20 protein-coding genes and 1 pseudogene are annotated in these 24,446 nt (G+C 71.3%); 8 read left to right on the top strand and 13 right to left on the bottom strand.

All coding sequences use genetic code 11. The features are described from left to right. Window positions 1-17 precede the first annotated feature (17 nt). The 5 genes from BR98_RS04555 to BR98_RS04535 form a co-directional block, all read right to left on the bottom strand. Window positions 18-1,220: an ABC transporter substrate-binding protein gene (locus tag BR98_RS04555; RefSeq protein WP_051969299.1), complete on the bottom strand. Its 1,203-nt coding sequence runs from the start codon at window positions 1,218-1,220 to the stop codon at window positions 18-20. A gap of 81 nt (window positions 1,221-1,301) precedes the next feature. Beyond that, window positions 1,302-1,715 carry a roadblock/LC7 domain-containing protein gene (locus BR98_RS04550; protein ID WP_035840340.1) on the bottom strand — a complete coding sequence of 138 codons (414 nt, stop codon included), beginning with the start codon at window positions 1,713-1,715 and terminating at the stop codon, window positions 1,302-1,304. Next, on the bottom strand, window positions 1,712-3,979 hold the full coding sequence (locus tag BR98_RS04545; protein WP_051969298.1) for a sensor histidine kinase: 2,268 nt from the start codon (window positions 3,977-3,979) through the stop codon (window positions 1,712-1,714). Before BR98_RS04545 ends, BR98_RS04550 begins: the two co-directional genes overlap by 4 nt. A gap of 295 nt (window positions 3,980-4,274) precedes the next feature. Next, on the bottom strand, window positions 4,275-5,300 hold the full coding sequence (locus tag BR98_RS04540) for a ketopantoate reductase family protein (RefSeq protein ID WP_035840337.1): 1,026 nt from the start codon (window positions 5,298-5,300) through the stop codon (window positions 4,275-4,277). Window positions 5,301-5,331: 31 nt separating this feature from the next. Next, complete coding sequence (locus BR98_RS04535; RefSeq protein WP_035842930.1) at window positions 5,332-6,591, bottom strand: cytochrome P450; 1,260 nt, start codon at window positions 6,589-6,591, stop codon at window positions 5,332-5,334. 324 nt (window positions 6,592-6,915) lie between these two features. Here BR98_RS04535 and BR98_RS04530 point away from each other — a divergent pair, with 324 nt between their 5' ends. From BR98_RS04530 to BR98_RS04515, 4 genes are all read left to right on the top strand, one after another. Further along, window positions 6,916-7,314, top strand: coding sequence for an SHOCT domain-containing protein (locus BR98_RS04530; protein WP_035840334.1), 399 nt, complete (start codon window positions 6,916-6,918; stop codon window positions 7,312-7,314). Between the two features lie 42 nt (window positions 7,315-7,356). Further along, window positions 7,357-7,761 (top strand): DUF7144 family membrane protein, encoded by a 405-nt coding sequence (locus tag BR98_RS04525; protein WP_035840331.1) that lies wholly within the window; start codon window positions 7,357-7,359, stop codon window positions 7,759-7,761. A gap of 213 nt (window positions 7,762-7,974) precedes the next feature. Continuing rightward, on the top strand, window positions 7,975-9,708 hold the full coding sequence (locus BR98_RS04520; RefSeq protein ID WP_035840328.1) for a TIGR03767 family metallophosphoesterase: 1,734 nt from the start codon (window positions 7,975-7,977) through the stop codon (window positions 9,706-9,708). Between the two features lie 320 nt (window positions 9,709-10,028). Beyond that, a complete protein-coding gene (locus BR98_RS04515; RefSeq protein ID WP_035840326.1) occupies window positions 10,029-11,183 on the top strand; it encodes a N(5)-(carboxyethyl)ornithine synthase in 1,155 nt (384 codons plus the stop codon). Between the two features lie 200 nt (window positions 11,184-11,383). Here the strand turns inward: BR98_RS04515 and BR98_RS04510 are convergent, their stop codons facing one another. Further along, a complete protein-coding gene (locus BR98_RS04510) occupies window positions 11,384-11,935 on the bottom strand; it encodes a hypothetical protein (RefSeq protein WP_035840324.1) in 552 nt (183 codons plus the stop codon). Between the two features lie 94 nt (window positions 11,936-12,029). On the opposite strand from BR98_RS04510, the gene BR98_RS04505 reads away from it, so the two are divergent. Beyond that, window positions 12,030-12,542: a PadR family transcriptional regulator gene (locus tag BR98_RS04505; RefSeq protein ID WP_035840322.1), complete on the top strand. Its 513-nt coding sequence runs from the start codon at window positions 12,030-12,032 to the stop codon at window positions 12,540-12,542. A gap of 113 nt (window positions 12,543-12,655) precedes the next feature. Here BR98_RS04505 and BR98_RS04500 read toward each other — a convergent pair whose 3' ends face one another. Continuing rightward, window positions 12,656-13,891: a DUF6236 family protein gene (locus tag BR98_RS04500; protein ID WP_157537394.1), complete on the bottom strand. Its 1,236-nt coding sequence runs from the start codon at window positions 13,889-13,891 to the stop codon at window positions 12,656-12,658. A gap of 249 nt (window positions 13,892-14,140) precedes the next feature. Between BR98_RS04500 and BR98_RS04495 the strand changes: the two genes are divergently transcribed. Next, window positions 14,141-15,004, top strand: coding sequence for a class I SAM-dependent methyltransferase (locus tag BR98_RS04495; RefSeq protein WP_157537392.1), 864 nt, complete (start codon window positions 14,141-14,143; stop codon window positions 15,002-15,004). 82 nt (window positions 15,005-15,086) lie between these two features. Continuing rightward, entirely contained in the window at window positions 15,087-15,737 is a 651-nt protein-coding gene (locus tag BR98_RS04490) for an MOSC domain-containing protein (RefSeq protein ID WP_035840316.1), read from the top strand. Between the two features lie 11 nt (window positions 15,738-15,748). Here the strand turns inward: BR98_RS04490 and BR98_RS04485 are convergent, their stop codons facing one another. Continuing rightward, a complete protein-coding gene (locus tag BR98_RS04485; RefSeq protein ID WP_035840314.1) occupies window positions 15,749-15,997 on the bottom strand; it encodes a hypothetical protein in 249 nt (82 codons plus the stop codon). A gap of 61 nt (window positions 15,998-16,058) precedes the next feature. On the opposite strand from BR98_RS04485, the gene BR98_RS04480 reads away from it, so the two are divergent. Further along, the gene (locus BR98_RS04480; protein ID WP_051969595.1) at window positions 16,059-16,889 is read left to right on the top strand and encodes a glycosyltransferase family 2 protein; all 831 of its coding nucleotides are present in this window, start codon (window positions 16,059-16,061) and stop codon (window positions 16,887-16,889) included. A gap of 302 nt (window positions 16,890-17,191) precedes the next feature. On the opposite strand, the gene BR98_RS04475 is transcribed toward BR98_RS04480, so the two are convergent. From BR98_RS04475 to BR98_RS04455, 5 genes and pseudogenes are all read right to left on the bottom strand, one after another. Next, window positions 17,192-17,848: a response regulator transcription factor gene (locus BR98_RS04475; RefSeq protein ID WP_035840305.1), complete on the bottom strand. Its 657-nt coding sequence runs from the start codon at window positions 17,846-17,848 to the stop codon at window positions 17,192-17,194. After that, a complete protein-coding gene (locus tag BR98_RS04470) occupies window positions 17,836-19,080 on the bottom strand; it encodes a sensor histidine kinase (RefSeq protein WP_051969297.1) in 1,245 nt (414 codons plus the stop codon). Before BR98_RS04470 ends, BR98_RS04475 begins: the two co-directional genes overlap by 13 nt. Before the next feature lie 127 nt (window positions 19,081-19,207). Next, window positions 19,208-19,501: pseudogene (locus tag BR98_RS04465) on the bottom strand (trypsin-like serine protease); the annotation flags it as partial. A gap of 15 nt (window positions 19,502-19,516) precedes the next feature. Continuing rightward, entirely contained in the window at window positions 19,517-20,206 is a 690-nt protein-coding gene (locus BR98_RS04460) for a DUF7158 domain-containing protein (RefSeq protein ID WP_035840300.1), read from the bottom strand. Next, window positions 20,203-24,414 (bottom strand): glycoside hydrolase family 38 N-terminal domain-containing protein, encoded by a 4,212-nt coding sequence (locus BR98_RS04455; protein ID WP_035840298.1) that lies wholly within the window; start codon window positions 24,412-24,414, stop codon window positions 20,203-20,205. The genes BR98_RS04460 and BR98_RS04455 overlap by 4 nt, the downstream gene beginning before the upstream one ends. Window positions 24,415-24,446: the final 32 nt, after the last annotated feature.

The raw sequence follows: 24,446 nt of genomic DNA, 5'->3' as shown, positions 1-24,446 counted from the left end.
TCCTGTCTGACGGATCGTCAGCCGCCGATGGTGGCCAGGTCCTGGACCATCTGGTTGGACAAGGCGCGGCCGTCGCTCTTGACCTCGCGCAGGTACCACTTCTGCACCGGGGAGTGCGAGTTCCTGCCGAACTGCCAGGTACCGCGGGGGCTGTCGATCTGGCCGAGGCCGGCGATCGCGGTGTTCAGCGTCTCCGGGTCGAGCTTGTCGCCCGCAGCGGCGATCGCCTTGTCGAGCACGGCGGCGGCGTCGTAGGAGGCCATCGCGTAGGTGGTGGGGGTGGACTGGTGTTTGGCCTGCCAGGCCGAGACGAACGCCCGGTTGGCCGCGTTGTCCAGGTCCGGGGCGTAGTTGAGGGCCGAGTGGATCCCCTTGGCGGCGTCGCCCTGGGCGTTCAGCACGCCGCCCTCGGTGAGGAAGCCGGCTGCGTACAGCGGCGTTCCGGCCAGGTCGGACTGGGCGTACTGCTTGACGAAGTCGACCGCCGCGCCGCCGGCGTAGAAGCAGTACACCGCCTTGGCCTTGGAGTTCTTGATCTTGTTGAAGTAGGGCGTGAAGTCGGTGGTGGCGGGGAACGGCGTGAAGCTCGCCTTGCCGTCCGGGTTGGCCAGTTGGCCGCCCGCCTTGGTGAACGCGTCGGTGAAGCCGCGCAGTTCGTCCCAGCCGCCCTGGTAGTCGGGGCCGATCGCGTACACCGGGCCGGCCACCGTGTCGTGCACGTACTGGGCGATCGCGGCGCCCGGCTCGTCCGACATGAAGCTGGTGCTCCACTGCCGGCTGACATCCTTGATCACCGGGCGGCCGTTGGAGCTCACCAGTGGGATCCTGGCCTCGGTCAGCAGCGGCGAGATCGCGGCGACCGAACCCGCGCCGACCACGCCGGTGACGGCGAGCACCTTGTCCTGCTTGACCAGCTTGGTGGCGGCGGGCAACGCGGTCGGCGCGCCGTCGCCCTCGTCGGCGGTCACCAGGTCGACCGGGTGACCGCCGAGCTTGCCGTCGTGGGTGTCCAGGTACAGCTGGAAGCCGTCCTGCAGGTCGGTGCCAACGGCCTTGTAGGTCCCGGAGAGCGAGGCCAGCAGTCCGATCTTCACCGTGCTCTGGCCGGCCTTGGCCGAGTCGCCGGCGCTGTGGCCGCCGGTGCAGCCGGTGGCGAGCAGCAGGGCGGCCGTGAGGAGAAGCGGGACGCCGGTCGCGCGGCGTCCGTGGATCGCAGACATTGTGTGCTCCTGGGGAGAGAGTGACCGTGCCTAAGGCCGTGCCTGGGACCGTGCTGTGCTGTGAAGGGAACTGACGATTCGTCAGGAGGTGGCGTCGAGCAGCTTGGCGCGAGCCGCGGGGGTGAGCTGCGGGCCGACCTGATTGATCAACTCGGCCATCTCGAAGGAGACCTGGCCGATGTCGCAGGCCTTGGAGGCCAGCACCAGCAGCGAGGCTCCGCTGCTGACGGCCATCGAGAACAGGAAGCCGCCCTGCAGCTCGGTGAGGTTGCTGATCACCGGTTCGGCCGTCAACAGCCGTGCTGCGCCGGCCAGTAGGCTGACCAGCCCCGAGGCGATCGCGGCGAGCTGGTCCGCGTGCTCCGTGTCGACCTCGCGGGTGGCCGCGATCAGCAGTCCGTCGGCCGAGACCGCCACCGCGTGGGTGATCTCCGGTACCCGGGCCGCGAAGTCGTTCAGCAGCCAGTCGAGATCGTGCGTCGAGGGCGAGGTCATGCGTCTTCCTTCTGGTTCGGATCGGCGAGCAGGGGCTTGGGGGCGGCGCGCCCGGCGCGGCTGGCGCCGATGCCGCGGGCGTAGGCGGCCATCGAGGCCGAGATCTGGGCCGGGTCGCGGCGCTCCAGGCCGTGCGAGGCGGGGTGGCTGCCGGGCTCGGGGGAGTCCGGGGCGCTCGACGCCGGCGCGTGCACGGGTGCGGGCTCGGCGGTGGGCTGCGCCGGCCGCCGCCGCACCGGCAGGCCGGTCACGGTGGTGCCGGCGGTCGCCGGGACGGCCTCGGGCGCCGGTGCCGGGCTCGGCCCAGCGGGCGTAGGCGGCTCGGCGGGCGCCCGGTCCATGGCCGGATCGACTGCCCCGACTGCCTCGGCCACGCTGAACACCGAGGCGGGCAGGGTGACTTCGGCGATGGTGCCGCCGCCGGGACGTGGCCGCAGCTCGACCCGGATGTCGTACCAGGAGGCGAGGTGGCCCACCACGGTCAGTCCCATCGCGCGGACCGTGGCCAGCTCGGCCGGCGGCGGTGCGGCCAACTTGGCGTTGAGGGACTCCCATTGCCCGTCGGCCAGCCCGAGGCCCTGGTCGCAGACCTGTACCACCACCCGGTCGGTCAACAGCCGGGCCTCGGCGGTCACCCGGGTCTCGGGCTTGGAGTAGGCGGTCGCGTTGTCGAGCAACTCGGCGAACAGGTGCACCAGATGGTCCACGGCCCGGCCCTGGATCAGCACACCCTGGTCGGTGGCCCCGACCTCGACCCTGGTGTAGCGCTCGATCTGGCCGGCCGCCGCCCGCAGCACGTCCTCCATCGGCGCGTCGGTGGACCGCACCCGGGCTGTCGCCTCGCCGCCGAGGACCAGCAGGCTGTGGTTGTTGCGCCGCATCCGGCTGGCCAGGTGGTCGAGGGCGAACAGCCGGGCCAGCCGCTCGGGGTCGTGCTCGTCCCGCTCGGCCGCGTCAAGTGCCCCGACCAGCGCACCGGTCAGCCGCTCGGCCCGGCGGGCCAGGCCGACGAAGACGGTGCCGACCCGGTCGCGCATGGCCGCCTGCTCGGCGGCGATCCGCACTGCCTCCCGGCTGACGGTGTTGAAGGCGGTGCCGACCTCGGCGATCTCGTCCCGGCCCCGGACCTTGATCGGGTCGCCCGCCGCGGCCGCGAACTCCTCGGGCGTCGACCCGCCGAGCGCGCCGCCGGTGGACAGCGCGGCGACGGCGGCCGGCAGCCGCTCGTGGGCGACCGCGTGCGCGGCGTCGCGCAGCCTGCGCAACTCCCGGATCATCGGCCGACCGAGTCGCAGCGCCAGCACGATCACCGAAACCACCGCGAACAGCACCGCCAGGCTCTCGCCCAGGGCCCACCAGCGCTGGGTGTCCCGGTAGTGGGTCACACTCGCCAGCACCGAGTCGTCGACCTGCCGCTCGACGCGCTGCAGCCGGTCGGTCCGGTCGTCCATCACGGACGTCCAACTGGCTTCCAGCGGCAGCGGCTTGCCCACCGTGGCGCGGGCGACGGCGTCCTCGAGCCGGCCGGCCGCGATGACCTCCGGACCGGCCAGCGACCGGTCGAGCCAGGTCTGCCACTCGGGCGGTGCGGTCCGGGCGAACTCCAGGACCGCATCGGTGTATCCGGTCCGGGTGGCGGTGATCGCCTGCTGCGCGGCCGGGTTGAGCGTGCCGGAGGCCTGCGAGCGCAGCACCGCGACCTCCTGCTGGCTCACCGCCTCCTCGGCCCGCGCGAGTGCCACGGCGCTGTTGATCCGGTCGGCGAGGTCGGCGGCGGCGCGCCCGGCCTCGGCCACATCGCCCCGGTAGGCCAGCAGTTCGGCGACCAGGACCCGGTACTGGAAGGTGGTCGCGGACAGCGCGGCGCTCGGGCCCGACTGGACCTGCTTGCGCAGCGCGGGCAGGTCCGCCAGGCCCTGGTCCACCTGGGCGAGGAGTTCCCGGGTGTCGCCCACGGGCGTGTGCACCCGCACGCGCAGCCGCCGGTACTCCCCGAGGCTGGCGTCGGTGGCGCGAGTCTGCTGCAGGTAGGCGTTGGTCCGGTCGGGATTCGCCTCGCCCGCCAACAGGGCTGCGGCGCACGTGCGTTCGCGCTGAAGCTGGTACATCAGGTCGCCGGACTGTCCGCTCAGGGCCACCAGTGAGCGCAGCTGGGCGGCGCCGAAGGCCTGGCCGGCGGTGGTGCGCAGGGCGAGCGTCGCGAAGGCGAGGACCGCGATCAGCGGCACGGTGGCGAGCAGCGCGAGTTTGCGGGTGATTCTCACCGGGCCGGTCCTCCGGCGGTCTGCGGGAGGTGGATCAGGCCGTGCTGGTGAGCGGTCATGGTGCGCCTTGGGGGTCCGGGGAGGGGCGGGCGGAGGAGGTGGCGGTGTGCGTCAGCCGCTGCGGGAAGACCTCCATGGGGCGCGTACCTGACAGGATGTTCCGCCGAGCATAGTGGCGGCCATCGATCATGTCTTCGAAACCGGCGGAAGCCTAGCCAACTGACGGAACGTCAGAAAGCCCGAGGGGGCGGCTTCCGGCCGGCTTCGCGCCCGGCAACTCCCTGACCGGGAACGATTACTGTGTGCGCAGTGCCCGCAGCTGATCGGCCGTCATGCTGCCGGGGGCTCGCCGCTCGTACGCGAACCGGACGACGAGTCGCTGCAGCAGGTCGTTCAACGGTGTCGGCACCCCGTGCACGCGGCCCAGCAGGGCGATCTCGCCGTTCAACTGGTCGGCCTCGATCGAGCCGGTGGCCCGGGCCAGGCTCTGCCAGCTGGAGCCTCCCGCCCGCGCGACGCCGGCGATCGGCTGGACGTCCATCCGGTCGCGCTGCACGGCGGCCCGCTCGTCCTCGGTGCTGTACGCGATCCCGGCGGCCTCCAGGACCAGTTCGCCCTCGGCGCGCACCCCGCGCCAGAGGTCCTCGGCGGAGAGCAACTCCTCCCGGCCCAGCAGCGCATCGAGGGCGTTGGCCAGGTTGTTGAGGAGCTTGCCGTACTTCCAGCGCATCACGTCCTCGACCACCGGGGCGTCGAACAGGCTCTGCGACAGGTCCTCGCCGATCTGCTTCACCGTCAGGTCGCAGCCGCCCGGGTGGTAGCGCCCCAACGGGCCGCCCGGGTAGCGCCCCAAGGTCAGGATGCCGCTCAGCGGCGCGGTGTGCGCGACCACCCGGCCGGGCTCCAGATGGGTGGCCGGCAGCCAGACGCACATCCCGTACACGGTACGGAAGATGCGCTGCGCGACCCGCTCGTTCTCCACCCCGTTCTGCGCGCAGACCACCGGCAGCCGGTCCGCCGCCACGCCCCCGCCGGCCACCGGGCACAGCGCCCAGTCGCCCAGTACACCCGCGGTGTCCTGCGACTTCACGGCGAGCACCAGGACGTCGTCGGCCCGCAGTTCGCCGAGCTCCTCGGGACCGCCGACCACTGGAACGCCCAACGTGTACTCGCCCTGCGGGGTGGCGAGCCGCAGCCCGCCCGCGCACAGCGCCGCCAGATGCGCACCACGCGCGACCAGCACCACCTCGTGCCCGTGCTGGAAGAGCCGCCCACCAATCGTGCCGCCGACGGCACCCGCCCCAATGATGATGTAGCGCATGGACCGATCGTACGAGATGGGAATCCGTCCGCTACGCCCAGGTGAGTGTGGCCGGCGTCGGGCCGTCGGGGCGGACGGTGATGCTGTACGCGGCCTTGCCGGGAGTGGAACGGAAGGTGACGGTGTGGGTCGGCAGCAGGCATTCCAGCAGAATGCCCATCTCGCGCAGCGCGAACTGCAGGCCGAGGCAGGCGCGGGCACCGATTCCGAACGGCAGGTAGGCGCCCGGATGGTTGGGGCGCCCGCCCGGCGTGGTGAAGCGCCGCGGGTCGAAGCGCTCGGGGTCCGGCCACAGCTCGGCATCACGGTGCGTCAGGTACGGACAGACCAGCAGGTCGGTGTCCGCCTCGATCCGGTGGCCGAGCAGCGTGTCCACCTCGGCGGTCCAGCGGGGGAGCAGCCAGGCCGACGGGTACAGCCGCAGGGTCTCGCTGACCAGCGCCGCGATGGCCGCCGCGCGTTCCGATGAGCCCTCGCCACCGGCCGCGAGCGCCTGCGTGCGGGCCTCGGGATGGCGGTCGAGGAGCAGGTAGAGCCAGGTCAGGGTGGTCGCGGTGGTCTCGTGCCCGGCGACCAGCAGGGTGACCAGCTCGTCGCGGATCAGCCGGTCGGTGTACTCGGGGCGCTCGGCGGAGGCGTCGAGCAGGACGTGCAGCAGGCCGGGACCTTCGGGGCCGGCCGGTCCGCGCCGGGCGGCCTCGATGGCGTGCCGGGCCACGGCGTCGATCCTGGCGAGGTCGGCGGCGACGGCCCGCTCGGCGTCGACGGCGTCGGCGGGCAGGGTGGGCAGCGCGGCCACCACGGTGCCGACGGCGGTCAGCTCCTGCTCGGTGGCGGCGTCGAGCGGGTGGCCGGTGAGGGAACGCCAGATGGTGTCCAGCGCGAAGCGGCGCATCTCCTCGCCGAGGTCGAAGACCGCACCGCTGCGGGCGAAGCCGGCCCAGCGCTCGGCGGTGACCCGGGCGGCGGCGCCGATCCGCTGCTCGTACCGGCGCATCCCGGTGCCGGTGAACTGTGACTGCAGCAGTCGGCGCTGCCGCTTCCAGGCCTCGCCGGTGGCGGCTAGCACCCCGTCGCCGACCAGGATCCGGGCGCGGTGCGAGCGCTTCACGTACCGGTCCGGGTGCTGGGCCAGCACATGCTGGACCGCGCGCGGGTCGGTGACCAGGACGGTCGGGCGCGGCCCGAGGCGGAACGCGGCGATGCCGCCGAGACCGGCCCGCGCCTGGGCCAGCAGGTCGACCAGTTCGGCCGAGCTCGCGCGCCACCGCTCGACGGCGGCGGCATCCAGCTCGGGGACGGGGGCGGTGACGGGGGCGGTGACGGGGGCGGTGACGAGCTCGGGAGCGGGCTCGGGCTCCGGCTCGGGGGAGGGCTCGGGGACGAGGTGGGCTTCCGTGACCACGGGGATTCTCCTCTTCGCGACGACTGACACCCTCTCAGAGACTCCCCTCTGCTGTCCGCCCCTACCGCTCCCTACCGCTCCCTACCTCTCCCGCCCTACCGCTCCGCTGCCCACCCGCTTGGGCTCTCCCTGAGGCAGTGCGGCATTTGTGATGGTATGTCTGTTTTAGATGCTTGTTTGCCTGGACAAGCAGATCCGCGGGAGTGAACGGTGAACAATTACCCCCTGCTCAACCTCTTCTGGACCATGCTGGAGTTCTTCCTCTGGATCCTCTGGTTCTTCCTGCTCTTCAAGGTCCTGACCGACCTCTTCCGAGACCACAGCCTCAGCGGCTGGGCCAAGGCAGGCTGGATCGTCCTGGTCATCCTGCTGCCGCTGCTCGGCGTGCTGCTCTACGTGATCTTCCGTGGCAAGTCGATGGCCGAACGCGACCAGGAGCAGGTCAAGCAGGCCGACGCGGCCATGAAGCAGTACATCCGCGAGTCGGCCGGAACCACCGAGGGCGGCGGCGGCCAGGCCGAGGAACTCAAGAAGCTCAGCGAGCTCAAGGCCAGCGGCGCGCTGACCGAGGAGGAGTTCCAGCGGGCGAAGACCAAGCTGCTCGCCTGACCGTCCGCAAGGCCAGAACCCACCTCACCCAGGGAGGCCGTCATGTCCACCCCGACCCGATCGCGCAACACCGGCCTGGTCACCGGGCTGGTGCTGTTCGCCGGTGTGATGATGCTGATCAACGGGTTGCTCGATGTGTTCCAGGGCATCGTCGCAGTCGCCAAGGACCAGCTGATCGTCAGCACGCCGCGCTATGTCTTCCGCTTCTCCGTCACCAGCTGGGGCTGGATCCACATCGTGCTCGGCGCCTTGGTGGCGGTGGCCGGCTTCGGCGTGCTGACGGGCGCCGCCTGGGCGCGGATCGTGGGCATCCTGCTCACCGCGATCAGCGCGATCGGCGCCTTCCTCTGGCTGCCGTACTACCCGCTGTGGAACCTCGTGGTGATCGCACTGGACGTCTTCGTCATCTGGGCGCTCTGCGTCTACCGGGAGGACGAGGAGGCCTGAGCCCCCGGCACCAGTCCAGACGGCGCGGGGAGGTCGGCAACGGCCTCCCCGCGCCGCCTGACGTTGGCTCACTGTTTCCTGTCGCCACGCTGTGCAGACCGCCTACCAGTCGGTAACGTGCTCCCTCGGCCTGGCGTCGGCGGGGAGTCGGCGGGTCCGGCCACCGAGCCGGGCCAACTGGGTCCCTGCCGGAGCGTCAGGAGGGGATCCCCCATGTCTGTGAGTCGACGCGTCTTCCTCGGCGGTATGTCCGCCGGAGCCACTCTCTCGGTGCTGGGCGGCACCGCCTGGGCGACCCAGCGCGAGCTCGCCCTCGCCACCACCGCCGCCCGCGCGGTCAAGGTCACCGGCACCACGCTGGAGCAGGTCGCCACCCCCGCCGCCGGCACCGGGTACCGCCGACTGCTCTCCGGGCCCGGCTGGCCGCTGGTGGTGCGCGGCGAACTCGCCGCCGCCGACCCGGCCCGCGACGACCGCCGCACCGGGCTCGCCAGCTTCGTCCAGTTCACCGACCTGCACCTGTGCGACTCCGAGTCGCCGCTGCGCTTCGAGTACCTGGCCCGCTGGAACGACGCCGCCCACCGCCCGCAGGAGGCGCTCACCGCGCGCGGCGCCTCCGCGCTGGTGGAACGCGTCAACGCGCTGGCCGCCGGCCCGTACACCGGCCTGCCGTTCAGCCTGGTGATGGCCACCGGCGACAACACCGACAACCACGAGAAGCTCGAACTCGACTGGTACCTCACGGTGATGAGCGGCGGCCAGGTGACCCCGAACAGCGGTGACCCGAACCGCTACGAGGGCGTGCAGAACTCCGGCAGCACCGGCTACTGGAACCCCGAGAGCTCCTTCCGGGACACCTACAAGCAGGCCGGCTTCCCGCAGGTCCCCGGCTACCTCGCCGGCGCCGGCCGCACCTTCAGCGCCCCCGGCCTGAAGACGCCCTGGTACACCACGGTCGGCAACCACGACGACAGCATCGAGGGCACCCTGCCCGACCTCGGCCTGCTCAACTCCATCTACACCGGCGACCGCAAGCTCGAGGGCTGCAACGACGCGGACGCGGCCAAGCTGGCCGACCTGCTGAAGACCAACCCCGCTGCCGCCGTCCTCCAGCTCGGCCGACTGCTCGCCGACGGCAACGCGGTGCGCGAGATCACCCCCGACGGCCGCCGCCAGCCGTTCACCACCAAGGAGTTCGCGCAGGCCCACCTCAACCCCGCGCACACCGGCGCGGGCCCCTACGGCCACGGCTTCAGCTCCGACGCCGCGGCCAGCGGCAACCTCTACTACACCTTCCGGATCGCCGACGGCGTGCTCGGCATCAGCCTGGACACCACCAACGCGGCCGGCTTCGCCGACGGCTCGATCGGCACCGCCCAGCTGAGCTGGCTCGAGCAGCAGCTCAAGGCGCACAGCGGCCACTGGTACGACACCAACGGCCATGCCGTGCGCGGCGGTTCGGGCGGCGACCTGATCGTCATCTTCAGCCACCACACCAGCACCACCATGGGCAACCTGCTGCAGGACCCGCGCCACTTCTTCGAGCGCCGCCACGACGGCAACGAGCTGGTCGCCCTGCTACAGCGCTACCCGAACGTGGTCGCCTGGGTAAACGGGCACAGCCACGAGAACAAGATCACCGCACACGGCCACGCCGTCCCCGAGCGCGCCTTCTGGGAGATCAACACCGCCTCCCACATCGACTTCCCGCAGCACGCCCGGATCATCGAGCTCACCGACAACGGCGACGGCACGGTCTCCCTCTTCACCACCCTGATCGAGTCCGCAGCCCCCTACGCCACCGACTTCACCGACACCTCGGACGCCGGCCTCGCCTCCCTCTACCGCGAGCTCTCCTTCAACGACCCCTACGCCACCCCGGGCGCGAAGCTCGGCACACCGCTGGACCACAACACGGAGCTGCTGCTGGTGAAGCCGTCGCGCTGACGTGACGTCAGTTCCGCTGCTCCGGCCCCGCTGACCTCAGCCGGCTGCCTCGCCCGAGGCAGCCGGCGCGCTGTTTCCCGAGCTTACCGGCGCGCTGCTGCCCAGCGCGGTGAAGAGGAGGGTGCCGAGGTAGTCGGCTTCCGGAATCAGCGCGGCTTCGATCCATGCGCTCGGACGGGCTGGTCTCCGTGCCCGGCACCGAGGGCACCCGCGTCCTGGCCTGGGCGCAGTAGCGGCCCGGTGCAGGAGAGCGGGGCGGCGGCGGAATCGGCTGGGGATTAGGTGCGGCGTGCTACACCTGAGGTAACCAAAGGGGCACTTTGCACCAACTCAGGCTCGGAATCATGGCGCAGTCACGCAAGGAAAACGAGCACAGACTGCCGATCCATCCCGCGCACTTCGAGCGGATCGACCTCGACCTCCGCGGACGCATCCACCTTGAGCAGGGCTACGGAGAGCGCTTCGGTGTCTCCGACGAGCAACTCGCCCCCCTCGTAGCCGGGTTGCTCTCACGGGCGGAGCTCATTGCACAGTGCGACATCGTCCTGCTGGCCAAGCCAACGGCGGCGGACGTCGCCGAGTTGCGTGAGGAGCAGGTCCTGTGGGGCTGGCCGCACTGCGTCCAGGACGCGAGGGTCACCCAGACGGCCATCGACCGTCGGCTGACGCTGATCGCCTTCGAGGCGATGAACCACTGGACCAGCGACGGCTCGTTCAACCTGCACGTCTTCCACAAGAACAACGAACTGGCCGGGTACTCCTCGGTCCTGCACGCCATGCAACTGCGGGGATCGACCGGTGACTACGGCCGACGGTTGCGCGCGGTCGTGATCGGCTTCGGTGCAACCGCCCGAGGAGCCGTGACGGCACTGAACTCGCTGGGCGTGCACAACGTCGACGTGCTCACCGCGCGTGGCGTCACCGCAGTCAGCTCACCGATCCACTCCGCTCGGATCGTCCAGTTCGACCACGACGAGGTGGACGGTTCCGCCGACCCCCGCCGCAGCCACGCGCTCACCGAGGAAGGCCGGGTGCCGGTGGCGGAGTTCCTCTCCGGACACGACATCATCGTCAACTGCGTGCTGCAGGACACCGGGTCCCCGCTGACCTTCCTGATCGACGAGGACCTCGACACGCTGGCGCCGGGCACCCTCGTCATCGACGTGTCCTGCGACGAGGGCATGGGATTCAGTTGGGCACGGCCGACCACCTTCACCGAGCCGATGTTCACCGTCGGCGACAACGTGCACTACTACGGCGTGGACCACAGCCCCTCCTACCTGTGGAACTCCGCCACCTGGGAGAACAGCGAGGCGCTGATCCCGCACCTGCGCGCGGTCCTCGACGGCCCTCGCAGTTGGGAGTCCGACGAGACCATCCGGCGCGCCATCGAGATCCGCGAAGGCGTCATCCAGAACCCGGCCGTGCTGGCCTTCCAGCACCGGTCCCCGAGCTACCCCCACCCCACCGGGTAGCCGGTTCCGGTCGCCCTCGGTTCGTCACGGACGTACGCCCTGGGGCGTGCGGCCGAGACGTACTCTCGCTCACCGCGGCAGGCATAGCCCCGACCGACTTCGGCCGCGCCCACCAGTGCGCATTCTGGAGCGCCGGCCACTGAGGATTGCGGGGCCCCGGTTCGCAGGTCGTAGCGAACGGCCTCGGTCGGCCGGCCTGTTCACCGGCCGGCCTTGGCCTTCGAGGCGGCGACGTAGCGGATCGTGAACACCATCGGGACGGCGAACCCGGCGACCTGGACGAGCAGGGCGGACGTCGAGTGGGCGTTGCCGGCGTGGGCGATGACCGCGAGCACGGCGGCCGTCACCGCGAAGGCCGCGGTCCACACGGCGGTGATGACGACGTTGGCCCGGATGAACGGCTTGAGCCCCCAGAACTCGCGGGGCGTGCTGCGCTTGGCGATGCCCAGGGTGAACGGCTTGCCGATGAGGAGCGAGATCCCGGCGATGGCCGCCAGAGTGGCCGAGGCCAGGGCCGCCGAGTAGTCGTGCACGCCCGAGTGCGGGTCGGCGAAGGCGATCGCCGTCAGGGCCGCGAAGAAGACCGCAGAGCCCAGCTCGATGATCAACGCGTCGAAGCCGACCCCGGCCGCGCGCTGCTGGGCGGTCACCGCCAACGCCACCACCAGACCGGCCAGCGCGGCCCACTGCCACTGGCCGGACGGGAGCGCCGCGAAGACGATCCACGGGAGGAAGGTGCGCAGGTACGACATCGGAGCTCTCCGCTCGCTCGACATTCCTGTTCTGACATGTCGAAGCTAGAAGCTGCACTAGTGACATGTCAAGACTGGAAGGTAGAGTGTCGCCATGAGCCTTCGACACGCCCTCCTCGGACTCCTGACCGAACACCCGGCCAGCGGATACGACCTGCTCAAGAGCTTCGACACTTCGCTGGCCAACGTCTGGCCCGCCACGCAGAGCCAGATCTACACAGAACTGACCAAGCTCGCCGATTCCGGCATGATCAGCGTCACGGCCGAGGGCCCGCGCGGCCGCAAGGAGTACACCCTCACCGAAGCCGGGCTGGCCGAACTGCGGCACTGGCTGACCGAGACCAAGCCGCAGCGGAACACCCGCAGCGAGCTCCTGCTGAGGGTGTTCTTCCTCGGCGTGCTCACACCCGAGCAGGCGAGGGGATATCTCACCGAGCTGATCGAGATGTCCGCGCAGGAGTACGAAGGCCTGCGCCGACTGGACGAGTCCATCGACTGGAGCGACGACAACCTCTCCGCCTACGGCAGGATCACCCTGGAGTACGGCCTGCGGTTCAACGCGATGCGCCGGGAGTGGGCCGAGTGGGCGGTCGGCCAGATCCGGTAGCGGCTGCTCGCGGCGGAGCGTTCGTGAGTACGGCGCCGTCGTCCACGGAGAGGACGTCGGGAACCGCCCGGATGTCGGGGCCCTCGCGCCTGTCCCGGCCGAGCAGCAGCAGCTCAGATGCCGGTGCCCGCAGCCCTGGCGAGCGTTCGAGCGACTCGGCTCACGAGCGTTGCCGGCTTCAAGTCCCGCTCCACCCTGAGCAGGTAGCCGACGGGAGAGTCGGCGAGCTTGGCACTGCGCGCCTCGGTTGTGGCCTGACGCAGCGTCGCTCCAGCGACGGCGATGCTCCCCAGCGCGACGGGGACGTTGCCGGCCCAGCCGCTGGCCGCACCGACGAGAGCCGGAAGCTCGAACTTGTAGTTCACGGCGCTGTAGAAGGTCCTGAGGTTGAGCCCGCTCATTGCCTTGCGCAGGTCCTCCAGGGGGAGGGCGAGGCTCTCCTCGAACTTCAGTCGGAGGTATTGCTCGAACGCATGGCGGTCCTCGATGCCCGCGGTCTGCTCCCGCAGGTCTTCCGCGGCCCTCTCGGCGGCAGCGGTGAAGGCGTTGAACTCCGCATGGTAGTCCCGGCGCAGTCTGATGATCTTCTCTACCGGCACCGTGCGCAGGCCGTCAGGCAGGACGCACTGCACGGCCATGAGCCCGAGGCGCGCCGCCGAATCAGGCTCTGCCGGTCGAGGCGGCTGTCCCAGCAGGGCCGCGGTGATCCGATCGACGTCCCAGACCTCCGCAGCGGTGTGGGCGGCCACTTGGTCAGTGGTCGGCGTGAACCGGGTTCGGCGGGCGAGTTCCTCGGTGAGCGCGCACTTGTAGACCCAGGCCACGATGGGGTCGGTTGCGAACCACCGCACGAACGGCGAGCTCGACAGGTCCGAGGAAGGCGTTTCCACCGCAAGGCCCGCATCCATCAGCGCATCGCGCAACCGGGGGTCGACCTCGTGTCGGTGCAGTCCGACGAGCAGACGAAGATGGGGCGGCCGAGCGAGATGGTCTTCATCGTTGCTCGGCTCGCCGGCGGCCACCGGTACGTAACTGCCCGTCGTGGTGGGCGCATACGAGTTCAGCAGCTCGCGGGCGTACGACCTGGCCGGGAACCGCCGCTCCAGTTCGACCCCGTGGTCCTCGACGACCTTGAGGAACGCCGGCGCGACGGCTTCGGCCGCTTCGCGCGGATCGACGTCGACTACGAAGTCCAGCTCGCTGCGCAGCACTTTGATCAGGCGTGGATCGGAAATCGGGAAACCCGGGGGCACCACCCGGGCCAGGCGCGGCCAGTAGAGGGCGGCAGCCTTGATCCACTCCTCGTCGCGGAAGTGGACGTAGGGGTAGTAGAGCCCGATCCGCTGCACCACTGCCCCCTTGTGACAACCCGTCGGCTCCCGACATCCGAGAGTCGACAGGATGCTATGCCAACGACGACTGGCAGCAGCCGCGTGGTGCAGACCGTCAGCAGTCGTGGCGCCTCTTGGCATCTCGTGGCACTTCGTGGCACCAGCAACCCTGGGTAGGTGGTCAGTGCGGGCATGGCCGGGCCGGCTGCGGATGAATCTGGCTCCACTCATCGGGCCCCCTAGGAGTCAATCGTCTAGGCTGGCGCGGTGACTGATGAGCAGGAGCGGGTGCAGCCGTCGGGAGTGTGGGCCACGGCGGTGGGGGTGGCCAAGGTGCGGGCGCTGGAGACCGAGCGGGAGAACGCACTGTTCCACGACCCACTGGCCCGGGCCTTCGCCACCGCCGGCGGCCTGTGGCCCTCCTCGCCGCCGCTGCCCGAGGCCGAGGACGAGGAGGAGGCCGCGCGAGGCCGCCGGCTGGCCGTGTCGTTCTCCATCGTCATCAGGACGAAGTTCCTCGACGACCTGTTGCAGCAGGCCTGCGCGTCCGGGATCAGGCAGGTCGTGCTGCTCGGCGCCGGCATGGACAGCCGGGCCTTCCGGATGGACTGGCCCGAAGGCACCCGGCTGTTCGAGGTCGACACCACCGTGCCACTGGACTTCAAGGCCTCGGTGCTGCGCCAGGAGCGGGCCGTCGCACGCTGCGAGCGGATCACCGTCGCGGTGGATCTGCGTGAGGACTGGCCGGGCGCGCTGACCGCCGCAGGGCACGACCCGACGGTGCCGACCGTGTGGATCGCCGAAGGACTGCTGATCTATCTGCCCGAGGACGCGGTGGAGCTGCTGCTCGCCCGGATCAGCGCACGGTCGGCGGCAGGCAGTCGGATGGGGCTGACGTTGGGCTCGCGCGGCGTGATCGAGCGCTTCGGCGCCGACGCGGCGCCGGGATCGGCGGCGTCCATGTGGGTCTCGGAGATGCCCGACGACCCGGTGGGTTGGCTGGCCGGGCACGGCTGGGAGGCCGGCAGCCACACCCTGCGCGAGCGCGCTGCCGCCTACGGCCGCCCGATCAGCACCCCGCCGCAGCGCGAGGAGCGGCCCGGCGGACTGATCTCGGCGGTCCGCCGGTAGAACGCCTCCCGGTTCCCTGGATTCCAAGGGGTGGCGAGGAAATGGGTCGCCCCGGCGTGCAGAGGACCGTACCGTCGTTGGGATGAACCTGCTTTCCGTCAACATCGGCAAGCCTCGGCCCAACCCGTGGAAGGGCCTCCGCGCGACGGGCATCGACAAGCGGCCAGTTGACGGCCCGGTCGCCGTGACCGCTCCCGGTCCCAAGGGCACCGGCGCAGTCGGTCTCGCCGGCGACCGCGTCTACGACGTGCAGCACCACGGCGGATCCGACCAGGCCGTCTACGCCTACGCCCGCGAGGACCTCGACCGGTGGGAGCGCGAGCTGGGCCGGCCACTTGCCAACGGCGTCTTCGGGGAGAACCTCACGACCCTCGGCCTGGACGTCAACGGCGCCCTGATCGGCGAGCGTTGGCGCATCGGGCCGGACGTGGTTCTGGAGGTGTCGTGCTCGCGGATCCCGTGCGGGACGTTTCAGGGATGGCTCGGGCGGGAGGGCTGGATCAAGCGGTTCACCCAGGCCGCAGTGCCGGGTGCCTATCTGCGCGTGATCGCCCCAGGAGACATCCGTGCTGCCGACCCCGTCGAGATCGTGCACCGGCCGGACCACGACGTGACCGTAGCGCTGGTCTTCCGCGCGATGACACTCGAACCGGACCTGCTGCCACGACTGCTCGTCGCCGACGCACTGCCGCAGGAGGGCAGGGACCTGGCGCGCAGGCGCACGACCGGGTAGCTGGTCTCTCTTCAGGAGATCGCCTGCGCGGATCTGAGCCCCTTGGAATCGATCAGTTGGGGCTGCGCGAACCAGGTGACGTCCGGTACCAGCATGAGCGGCGGATGTGGCAGGGTGGGTGGCGTTGCTGAGGCTTCGGGCCGGTTCCTGGCGATCCAGGCGAGTGTGTCCTGGTCCATGACCTGATGGGCGGGAAGGCTCCGGTTCTCGGCGAGTTCTCTGAGCGACGCGGTGCTGTGATCCGGCGTTCGTGAGGTCATCTCTGGTTCCTCGAAGGGAAGAGGTTCGGTGGGCGTCAAGCTGGGCGTGGCGGTGCTGACCATGGGCACGCGGCCGAAGGAGCTGGCTGAGCTGCTGGCCTCGGTGGAGATGCAGACGGTCAAGGCCGCGAAGGTCGTGGTGGTCGGCAACGGGTGCGCGCTGCCGGAACTGCCCGCCTGGGCGGAGAGTGTCGAGCTGGCGGACAACCTCGGGGTGACCGGCGGGCGGAACGCCGCGCTGGAGCACCTGCGCGACGTGGACGTGGTGATCGACCTGGACGACGACGGCCTGCTGGTCGCGGACGACGTCCTCGCCCGGATCACCGCCCTGTACGAGGCCGACCCGCAGCTGGGCATCGTGAGCTTCCGGATCGCCGACGAGACCGGCCTCACCCAGCGGCGCCACGTCCCCAGGCTGCGGGCCGGCGACCCGATGCGCGGCGGTGAGGTGACCAGCTTCCTCGGCGGCGGCCACGCACTGTCCTCGAAGATGCTGGAGCAGGTCGGGGACTGGCCGGACGCCTTCTTCTTCGCGCACGAGGAGACCGACATGGCTTGGCGGGCGCTGGACGCCGGCTGGCGGGTGCTGTACGTCCCCGAGTTGCTGCTCCAACACCCGCGCACCAGCCCGACCCGGCACTCCTTCTTCTACCGGGTGAACGCCCGCAACCGGGTCTACCTGGCGCGCCGTCACCTCCCCGCGCTGCTGGTGCCGGTCTACCTCGGGGTGTGGATGGCGCTCACCGTCGCCCGGACCCGGGATGCGGCCGGGCTGAAGGCCTGGTTCGCGGGCTTCGCCGAGGGCTGGCGCACACCGTGCGGCCGGCGCAAGCCGATGCGCTGGCGCACCGTGTGGACCATGACCCGGCTGGGTCGGCCGCCGATCATCTAGGCCGCTGCCGCCTGGCGCATCCAGTCGGGGAGTCGGACCTAAGCCTGGCCGTTCCAGTCGGGGGAGCCGAGCGAGGTGACCTGCGCGGGCCCGGCGGTCGAGTGCTCGTCGGCCTCATGCAGTGGTGACAACGGGTCCCCCACCGTGGTCGCCGGCCGCACGCTTCGATCTGGTGTGCGACAGTCGTGGTGATGGTAGCGGAGACGTGGAGTCCCGAGGTTCCGAGGAGATTGACGAACAAGCCCAGAGCAGGCCGGCCCGGGCAGGTTGGACGGGAGCCCGTCAGGCCCGGGGACGGCCGGTCACGTTCCTGACGCCGCCAGGAACCTCAGCACCGCGAGGACGCGGCGGTGGTCCGCGTCGGCGGTGGGGAGGTCGAGTTTGGCGAAGATGTTGTTGATGTGCTTGGCCACCGCGCTCTCGCTGACCACCAGTGCCTGCGCGATGCCGGCGTTGGAGCGGCCTTCGGCCATGACGCCGAGGACGTCGCGTTCGCGCGGGGTGAGCCGTTTCAGTGGGTCGAGGTCGAGGTCGCGGCGCAGCAGGAGCTGTGAGACGACCTGCGGATCCAGTGCCGTGCCGCCTTCCGCCACCCGCCGCACCGCCGCCACGAACTCCGCGACATCGGCGACGCGTTGCTTGAGCAGGTAGCCGACGCCGCCGGTGTTGGTGGAGAGCAGCTCGGCCGCGTACCGCTCCTCCACGTACTGCGACAGCAGCACCACCGCCGTCCCCGGCCAGCGCCGACGGATCTCCACCGCGGCGCGCACCCCCTCGTCGGTGAACCCCGGCGGCATCCGGACGTCGACCAGCGCGAGTTCGGGCCGGTGCTCCGCCACCGCCGCCAACAGTGCCTCGCCGTCCCCGGCTTCGGTGGCGACCTGGAACCCGCCCATCTCCAGCACCTTGACCAGGCCGACCCGCAACAGCACCGAGTCCTCGGCGATCACCGCTCGCACGGCAACTCCGCCGTCACTGTGGTCGGTCCGCCGATGGGACTGCTGACCTGCAGGGTGCCGTCGATGGAGCCGACCCGCTTGGCCAGCCCGCTCAGTCCCGTGCCGGCGCAGGCGTCGGCCCCGCCCAGCCCGTCGTCGGTGATGTTCACCCGCAGCACCTTACCGACCCGCCGGACGGTCACTTCGGCACGCGTCGCGCGGGCGTGCTTGGTCACGTTGGTCAGCGCCTCCGAGACCACGAAGTACGCGACCGACTCCACGGCGGGCGCCGCCCGCTGCTCCAGGTCGACCCGCAGGCGCACCGGCAGGGGCGCCCGGGCGGCCAGGCCGGACAGCGCCGCGTCCAGGCCCCGGTCTTCGAGCACGGCCGGATGCAAGCCCCGTACCAGGTCGTTGAGTTCCTCGATCGCCTGCTTGGCCTCCAGGTGTGCCCCGGCGAGCGCTTCGCGGGCTCCGGCCGGCAGGTCGGGCTGGGTGGCCATCGCCAGGCCCAGGTTGACCGCGAGCGAGACCAACCGCTGCTGGGTGCCGTCGTGCAGATCGCGCTCGATGCGGCGACGCTCGGCGTCGACGGCTTCGATCAGGCCGGTGCGGCTCTGGTCCAACTCGTCGACCCGCTCGCGGAGTTGCTGGGCCGAGCTGGGCCCGAGCAGAGCCATCGCCGCACGCGACTCGCCGCGGGCCGCGGCCCCCGCCGCCCACGGTATGGCGCAGAGCAGGACGAGTCCGCCCAGCGTGTAGCACGGCAGTTGCGTCGTGTCGCCGAACCACTCCTCGCGCACCTCCACCGGCAGCTCCCACGCCCAGGCGGAGCAGGTGGCGCCCGCCAGGCCCACGGGCAGCGCCATGAGCACCAGCAGTTCCGACACCGCCAGGACCGGGCCCAGCAGGAGGTGGTAGCCGAGCTGCCCCCAGGTGCGCGGTGCGCGGAGCCAACGGGCGGCCGCTGCCCACGACCGCTGCTGCTCCGGCGCGGGCGTCGGCCGGGGGAGGACCACGCCGAGCAGCGCCCGGTGCCGGGCCCGCTGAACAGCCGTCAGCACCGGCACACCGAGCAGGATCACGGCGACCGAGGTGGGCAGCGCGAGCGGCCAGTTCCCGGTCCTGGCAGTGGTCGCCACGCCCCAGCTCCACACCGGGATCAGCCCCAGGTGCGGCAGGACACCGGCAGCCAGGAAACCGGCGTCCCGCCGCGTCCGAAGGACCGAGCGCCGCAGCCCGGGAGAAATCATCACGGCTCGAACCTAGAGCACCACGACCAGTGCGTGCCATGCGCCCAGGACCCGGTCCGATGGTGAAACCAGTACCACCAAGGAGCTGACTCACCGTCGCTTCAGGTCCTAGGTTCCGTCCGGTCGATCATGTGCGGAGCCAGATGGTGAGGGCTGCTGCGGTAGCGGTGCCGAGGTTCAGCTCGCCGCACTTGACGCTCCAGGACACCACTTCCACCTCCACGGGGATGCCGCCCTGGTCCCGCACCAGCGGGCCGCCGCTGTCGCCGTTGCACACGCCGGTGCCGTTCCCGCCCGCGCACACCATGGTCTTGGCGAGCGGGTTGATGTCCTTGTACTGGGCCTCACAGGTGGACCGGTCGACGACCGACAGGTCGACGTACTGCTGCTGTTGCGGAATCGACTCGCTCTGCCAGGCCGTCTTTCCTAGACCGGTCTAGTGGCGGTGGTGGTTGTCCGGTTGGGCCGGGTCGCCGGGGTGTTCCAGACCGGGGACGAGGGTGAGGCGGGTGGCGCGGGCGTGCTCCAGCCAGCGGGTGAAGGCCAGGCGGCGGGCGCAGGCGAGGAGGTGGGGGGTGGGGTCGGGGGTGGGGTCGGGGGTGGGGTGGTCGGGGAGGCGGGTGGCGGTCCAGCCGGCGATTGCGGTCGGGGTGGTGCGCAGGAGAGCGGCCAGGGCGGTGGGCAGGGTGTCCGGGGTCGCCTCGAACTCGCCGTCGGGGGTGGTGATGTGCCAGCGTTCGGTGGTGGTGGCAGTGGTGGCCGCCAGGTAGCTGGTGACTTCGTCGGGGGAGACGGTGACCTGGGCCGTGACGGCCTCGAAGACCGCGCGGACTGCTGCGCTGCCCTCGTAGGCGGCTGCCGTGATGGAGCCGAGCTCCACGGCCGCACGCTGGTCGAGGTGAGCCGTGGAGACAGCGTCGAGATCCAGTCCCCGGGCGGCGGCCTCGGCTGCGCACAGCTCCTCGGTGAGGAGGACTTGGGCCACCCAGCGGGTGAGTTGGCGGTCCTCGGGGCTGCCGGGGGCGGGTAGCGCCGAGGCGCGGGGGCCGGTTCGGAGGGCGGCGAGGCGGTGGTCCAGCGGGGCGCGGGAGAGGGGGCGTCCGTCGAGTAGGCCGAGCAGGGTCACGGCGCCATCACCCCCAGTTCGACCGTCGGCGCGTACTGGCAGCGGCCGAACCACATCACCTTGGCCACCGCCCACGCGGTGCCGGGTTCGGCGTCCGGCGGCGGGGTGACCTCGAAGCTGACGGTGAGGTGCTCGCCGGGAGCGATGACAACTCCGCGTACTGGTGTGTCGATCCACTCCCAGCTGCCCCACGGGGAGACGAGCTGTAGCTCGCCTCGGATCTCACCTCGGGTGCGGTTGTGGAGCAGGAGGGTGAGTTGAGAAGAAGCACCAGGGGTCAGGGAAAGGGAAGTTGAGGCGACGTCAACGGAGAGGCCGGTGTCCCGCCCGGTGTCCGCCCTGGTGCCCTGGGCCTGGGTCCAGCCCTCGGGGAGCTCGCCCGCAACGGGCAGTAGTGCGGGCAGCTCGCCCACCGCGATGGTCGCCACGTCCTCCACCCGCTGCCCGTCGTGCTCGGTGCGCACGGCGAGGAAGTACAGCCCGGGCGCCGCGTCGGGGGCGGGCGTGACGGTGACCGGGAAGCGCAGGTGGCCGCCCGGCTCCAGTCGGTACGGGCGGCGCCGCAGGCTCGCCTGCCAGCCCTCGGGTGGGAGCACCTCGGCGGTCCCCTCCACCGCCGCGTCCCGCAACTGCGAGGCGAGCACGGCGGACACCTCCACGGGCGCGCCGTCGGTGGTCAGCAGACCGGGGCTGACCCCGACCGACACCGGCAGGTAGCCCATTGGCGCGGGCCCCCGGTTGTGCAGCCAGTACCGCGCGTGTACGGGTTGCGCGAACTCGGCGACGGGGCCGAGCGGTTCGCGAGGTCCAAGCGCGTCGGCGACGGCCGTGTCCGGCGCGGCGGTCAGCGTGACGATCTCGCTGCCGCCCAGCGCAAGTGGCTCGCCCAGCGCCGTCCCGGGTCGTTCCAGCAGGTCGCTCGTGCACATCTGACTGAGCGTCAGAGCGCCCGAGAGCTGCGCCGTTCGGCCCAACCCGGTCGCCTCCACCAGCCGTACCGTCACGGAGCGCGCCGGGTCCGACTGCTCGGCCGAGCCGTGGGCGATCGGGTTGCCGGTCGGCTTCAGTGCGCTCAGCCGCACCTCCCGCTCCGGCTCGACGCGCAGCCACTCCTGCCTCGCGGGCAGCGTTCCGGCGCGCGCCTCGACCACCCTCGGGTAGAGCGGGTGATTGAACTCCTGCCCCTGGGAAGGGAGTTGCAGGTCCCGCCAGTCGCCCGCGCCGGACACCAGGGCGTAGCTGAACTCATGGGTCCAGTGCTGCAGTTGGAAGGAGGACCCGTCCGGGGCGGTCCGGCGCGGCGGGTCGATCCACACCCCGGAGGGCCACCCGGTGCAGGAACGCAGCAGCGACAGGTGCAGTGCGCCGGTCGGGTCGACGGCGAAGCCCGGCAGTCCGCAGGTGAGCAGCGCGGCCGTGTGGTCGGTGAGCAGTTCCGAGGCGGGCACGGCTCCCGGGCAGACGGCGGTGATCCGCGCGTCCGCGAGGTCTGCCGTCAAGTCCTCGACATCGCGCACCACCAGGACCGGGAGGGCGCGCAGGTCTCGCAGGTCGGCGTTCGGCTGCCAGACCTCGGTCAGCGGCTTCTCGGCCGGCACCCAGACCCGTCCGTGTGCCGCCAGTACGGTCGCGTATTCGGCGTCGGCTCGCTCCAGCACCTCGCGGGCGGCCTCGTTGGCCTCGGACCCGCCGAGGACCATGCGGAAGTCCGGCAGGTTGGAGTCCACGTCCAGCCAGCCGTACCGGGCCCGGTCGGCACTCGCGGTGGTGGCTGTCACGCCCACCCGGGCCAGTGCGACCACCAGTTGACGGGCGTCGGCGGCACGGTCCGGATCGGGCACGATCACCTCGGCGACGCCGAGCGCCCGCTCGCCGATCGCGGCACCGTCAGGGTCGGTGAGGGTGACCCGGGCCGTGGAGCCGAGCCCGAACCAGGTGTTCGCCGGGTTGTCGAGCGTCCACGGGGCCTCGGCGACGTCCACGTCGGGCAGTGCGAAGCCACGGCCCACCACGGCGTCGGCGACCTCGCTCACGGGCAGCGTGCCGGGCAGGTCGAGCGGGAAGCGGACCCGCACCAGGCGGTCGGCCGAGGTGTGGTCGACGATCCTGGTCCGGCAGTCCAGCCGGTCGACGTCGTGCCAGAGCGTCACGGTCTGCTGGTAGGCGATGCCGTCGACGGTGCCGCTGATGAGCAAGCGCTCACCCAGCGGGCCGGTCTCCCGGCGCACCGTGGCCTCGCTTTCAGCAGCGCCCGTGACCGGTCCCTTCGGGAGCAGGTGCCACGGGCCCTCGCCGAAGTCCGGGTGCTGGGGGTACTCCTGGTACACCCGCAGCTCGTTGCCGACCCGCCCGGCGCGGATCAACTCTCGTCCGTGCAGCTTGTCGTAGACGCTGACCAGCCCACCGCCCTGGCGCGGCGAGGCGGTCACCCGGTACCGCTGGTTCTCGGCCAGAAGGCCAACGGCATCGCACCACAGTGCCTCTGACGGGCCGTCAACCAGGCGCCAGGTACGCCACCCCAGCGCCGGCACGTCCGCCGCGTGGAAAAGCAGCACCCCGCGCTCCACCGCACAGGCCACCGGCGCCCCACTGTCGTCCAGCACCCGCACCTGCGCCGGACAGTCCTCGGGCAGCCGCACGGTCACCACTCCCGAGCGCGTGAAGGACAGCGTGTTGGTGATCACCACTGCGCACCCGGACCCACGGGTGTCGATCCGGCCCACCAGCGCGTCCAGCGAACGGTCCCGCACCTCGGCGGCCAGATCGTGCGCCTCCCGCCAGCCGCCCAGCAGGTCCAGGTAGACCTGGTCGGACTCCGAGCCGGTGATCGCGTCATGGTGGGCGCCGTAGGCGAGGTGGCGCCAGGCCTTGTCCAGGGCGGCCTGCGGGTACCGGCCGAGCCCCTGCAGCGCGGCCAGGGTGGCGAGCTTCTCCGCGTCCAACGCCGCTACCTCGCCTGCTCGTTGGGCCTGCTTGGTGTCGATGTAGGAGACGTCCTTGCCGGTGTAGACCGGGTTCATGTCCCGGGTCTGCGGGCTGGGCCGGCGACCGCTCGCGGTCAACTCCGCCCGCACCGCGTCGAGGAAGTCACGCGGGGTGCCGCAGACGAACCGCGGCCAGAGGTACTTCGCCGCCCAGGAGCGGTGGATCTCGGTCACCCACTTGTTGGGTGGGGTGTAGTCGGTGCCGACCGGCAGCAGCAGGTTCCTGGTGGCGCCGACCGGCTTGAGCTTGCGGTACAGCTCGTAGACGGCCTGTTCGGCGGCGGCCAGGTCGGGGGAGGAGTCCATCCACCAGCCGGCCGAGTAGTGGTGCGGCATGTAGTGGGTGAGCACGCCGCGTCCGGACGGCGAGAGCCACTCGAACTCGCTGGGGAACTGCATGACCGTGGCGTCCTCTTTGGCCGCCCGGAAGTTCTTCTGGATCGGGCCCCACTGGTGGAACGGGCCGCGGGCCCAGGCGCTGCCGGTCAGTCCGGCGGCGGCCAGGTGGCCGGGGAACTGCGGGTCGTGACCGAACACGTCGAGCTGCCAGGCGGTCTGCGGGTCGCCGCCGAGGATGTCGCGCTGGTAGCCGATGCCGTAGACCAGGTTGCGGATGGTGGTCTCGGCGCCGGTGAGGTTGGTGTTGGGCTCGTTGTAGGTGCCGCCGACCAGCTCCACCCGGCCCTCGGCGAGCAGTCGGCACAGGTCGGCGCGGCGTTCGGGGTGCTGGTCGAAGTACGGCTTCAGGTAGTCGATCTCCGCCAGCACGAAGGCGTAGTCGGGGTCGCGCAGGGCCAGGTCGAGGTGCGCGTCGACCAGCGCGAAGCCGTTGCGCTCCCACAGCGGCCGGGTGGTGGCGTCGCCGGAGAGCAGTTCCCAGGGGGAGGTGTAGGCGGCCTGGGTGTTCCACCAGACGGGGTCGTAGTGGAAGTGCGAGACCAGGTACATGGTCCAGCCGGGTTCGGCCACGACCAGGGTCCCGGCGGCTCGGCCGCTCCCGGCGGTGACGGTGACCGGGAGTGAAGTGCCGGGCTCGGCCGGGACGGTGAGAGCGAGCGGGACGTCGACCGCCCCCGTGCCGGTCGCCTCGCCGTGGACGCCGGGACCGGTGACGGTGATCCGGGACGGCGGACCGTCCAGGGTCACCCGGAGCACCTGGCGCGGAGCCTCCTCGGTGCCGACGAACAGGTCGGTGCTCTGCACGGCGGTGATGCTGACCGGCACGGGGTCGATCCTCTCTCTGGGTGAAGCCCGTC

It is taken from the genome of Kitasatospora azatica KCTC 9699 (genome assembly GCF_000744785.1).
GTDB classification, from domain to species: Bacteria; Actinomycetota; Actinomycetes; order Streptomycetales; family Streptomycetaceae; genus Kitasatospora; species Kitasatospora azatica.
Note: the sequence above shows the minus strand (reverse complement) of the source record. Positions and strands in the feature narration are given on the sequence as shown.

Bases quoted from the DNA above. Each gene is read 5' to 3' on its own strand.
- BR98_RS04555 (WP_051969299.1), bottom strand. From the start codon at position 1,220: ATGTCTGCGATCCACGGACGCCGCGCGACCGGCGTCCCGCTTCTCCTC.
- BR98_RS04550 (WP_035840340.1), bottom strand. From the start codon at position 1,715: ATGACCTCGCCCTCGACGCACGATCTCGACTGGCTGCTGAACGACTTC.
- BR98_RS04540 (WP_035840337.1), bottom strand. From the start codon at position 5,300: ATGCGCTACATCATCATTGGGGCGGGTGCCGTCGGCGGCACGATTGGT.
- BR98_RS04525 (WP_035840331.1), top strand. From the start codon at position 7,357: ATGTCCACCCCGACCCGATCGCGCAACACCGGCCTGGTCACCGGGCTG.
- BR98_RS04520 (WP_035840328.1), top strand. From the start codon at position 7,975: ATGTCTGTGAGTCGACGCGTCTTCCTCGGCGGTATGTCCGCCGGAGCC.
- BR98_RS04510 (WP_035840324.1), bottom strand. From the start codon at position 11,935: ATGTCGTACCTGCGCACCTTCCTCCCGTGGATCGTCTTCGCGGCGCTC.
- BR98_RS04505 (WP_035840322.1), top strand. From the start codon at position 12,030: ATGAGCCTTCGACACGCCCTCCTCGGACTCCTGACCGAACACCCGGCC.
- BR98_RS04490 (WP_035840316.1), top strand. From the start codon at position 15,087: ATGAACCTGCTTTCCGTCAACATCGGCAAGCCTCGGCCCAACCCGTGG.
- BR98_RS04485 (WP_035840314.1), bottom strand. From the start codon at position 15,997: ATGACCTCACGAACGCCGGATCACAGCACCGCGTCGCTCAGAGAACTC.
- BR98_RS04480 (WP_051969595.1), top strand. From the start codon at position 16,059: ATGGGCACGCGGCCGAAGGAGCTGGCTGAGCTGCTGGCCTCGGTGGAG.
- BR98_RS04470 (WP_051969297.1), bottom strand. From the start codon at position 19,080: ATGATTTCTCCCGGGCTGCGGCGCTCGGTCCTTCGGACGCGGCGGGAC.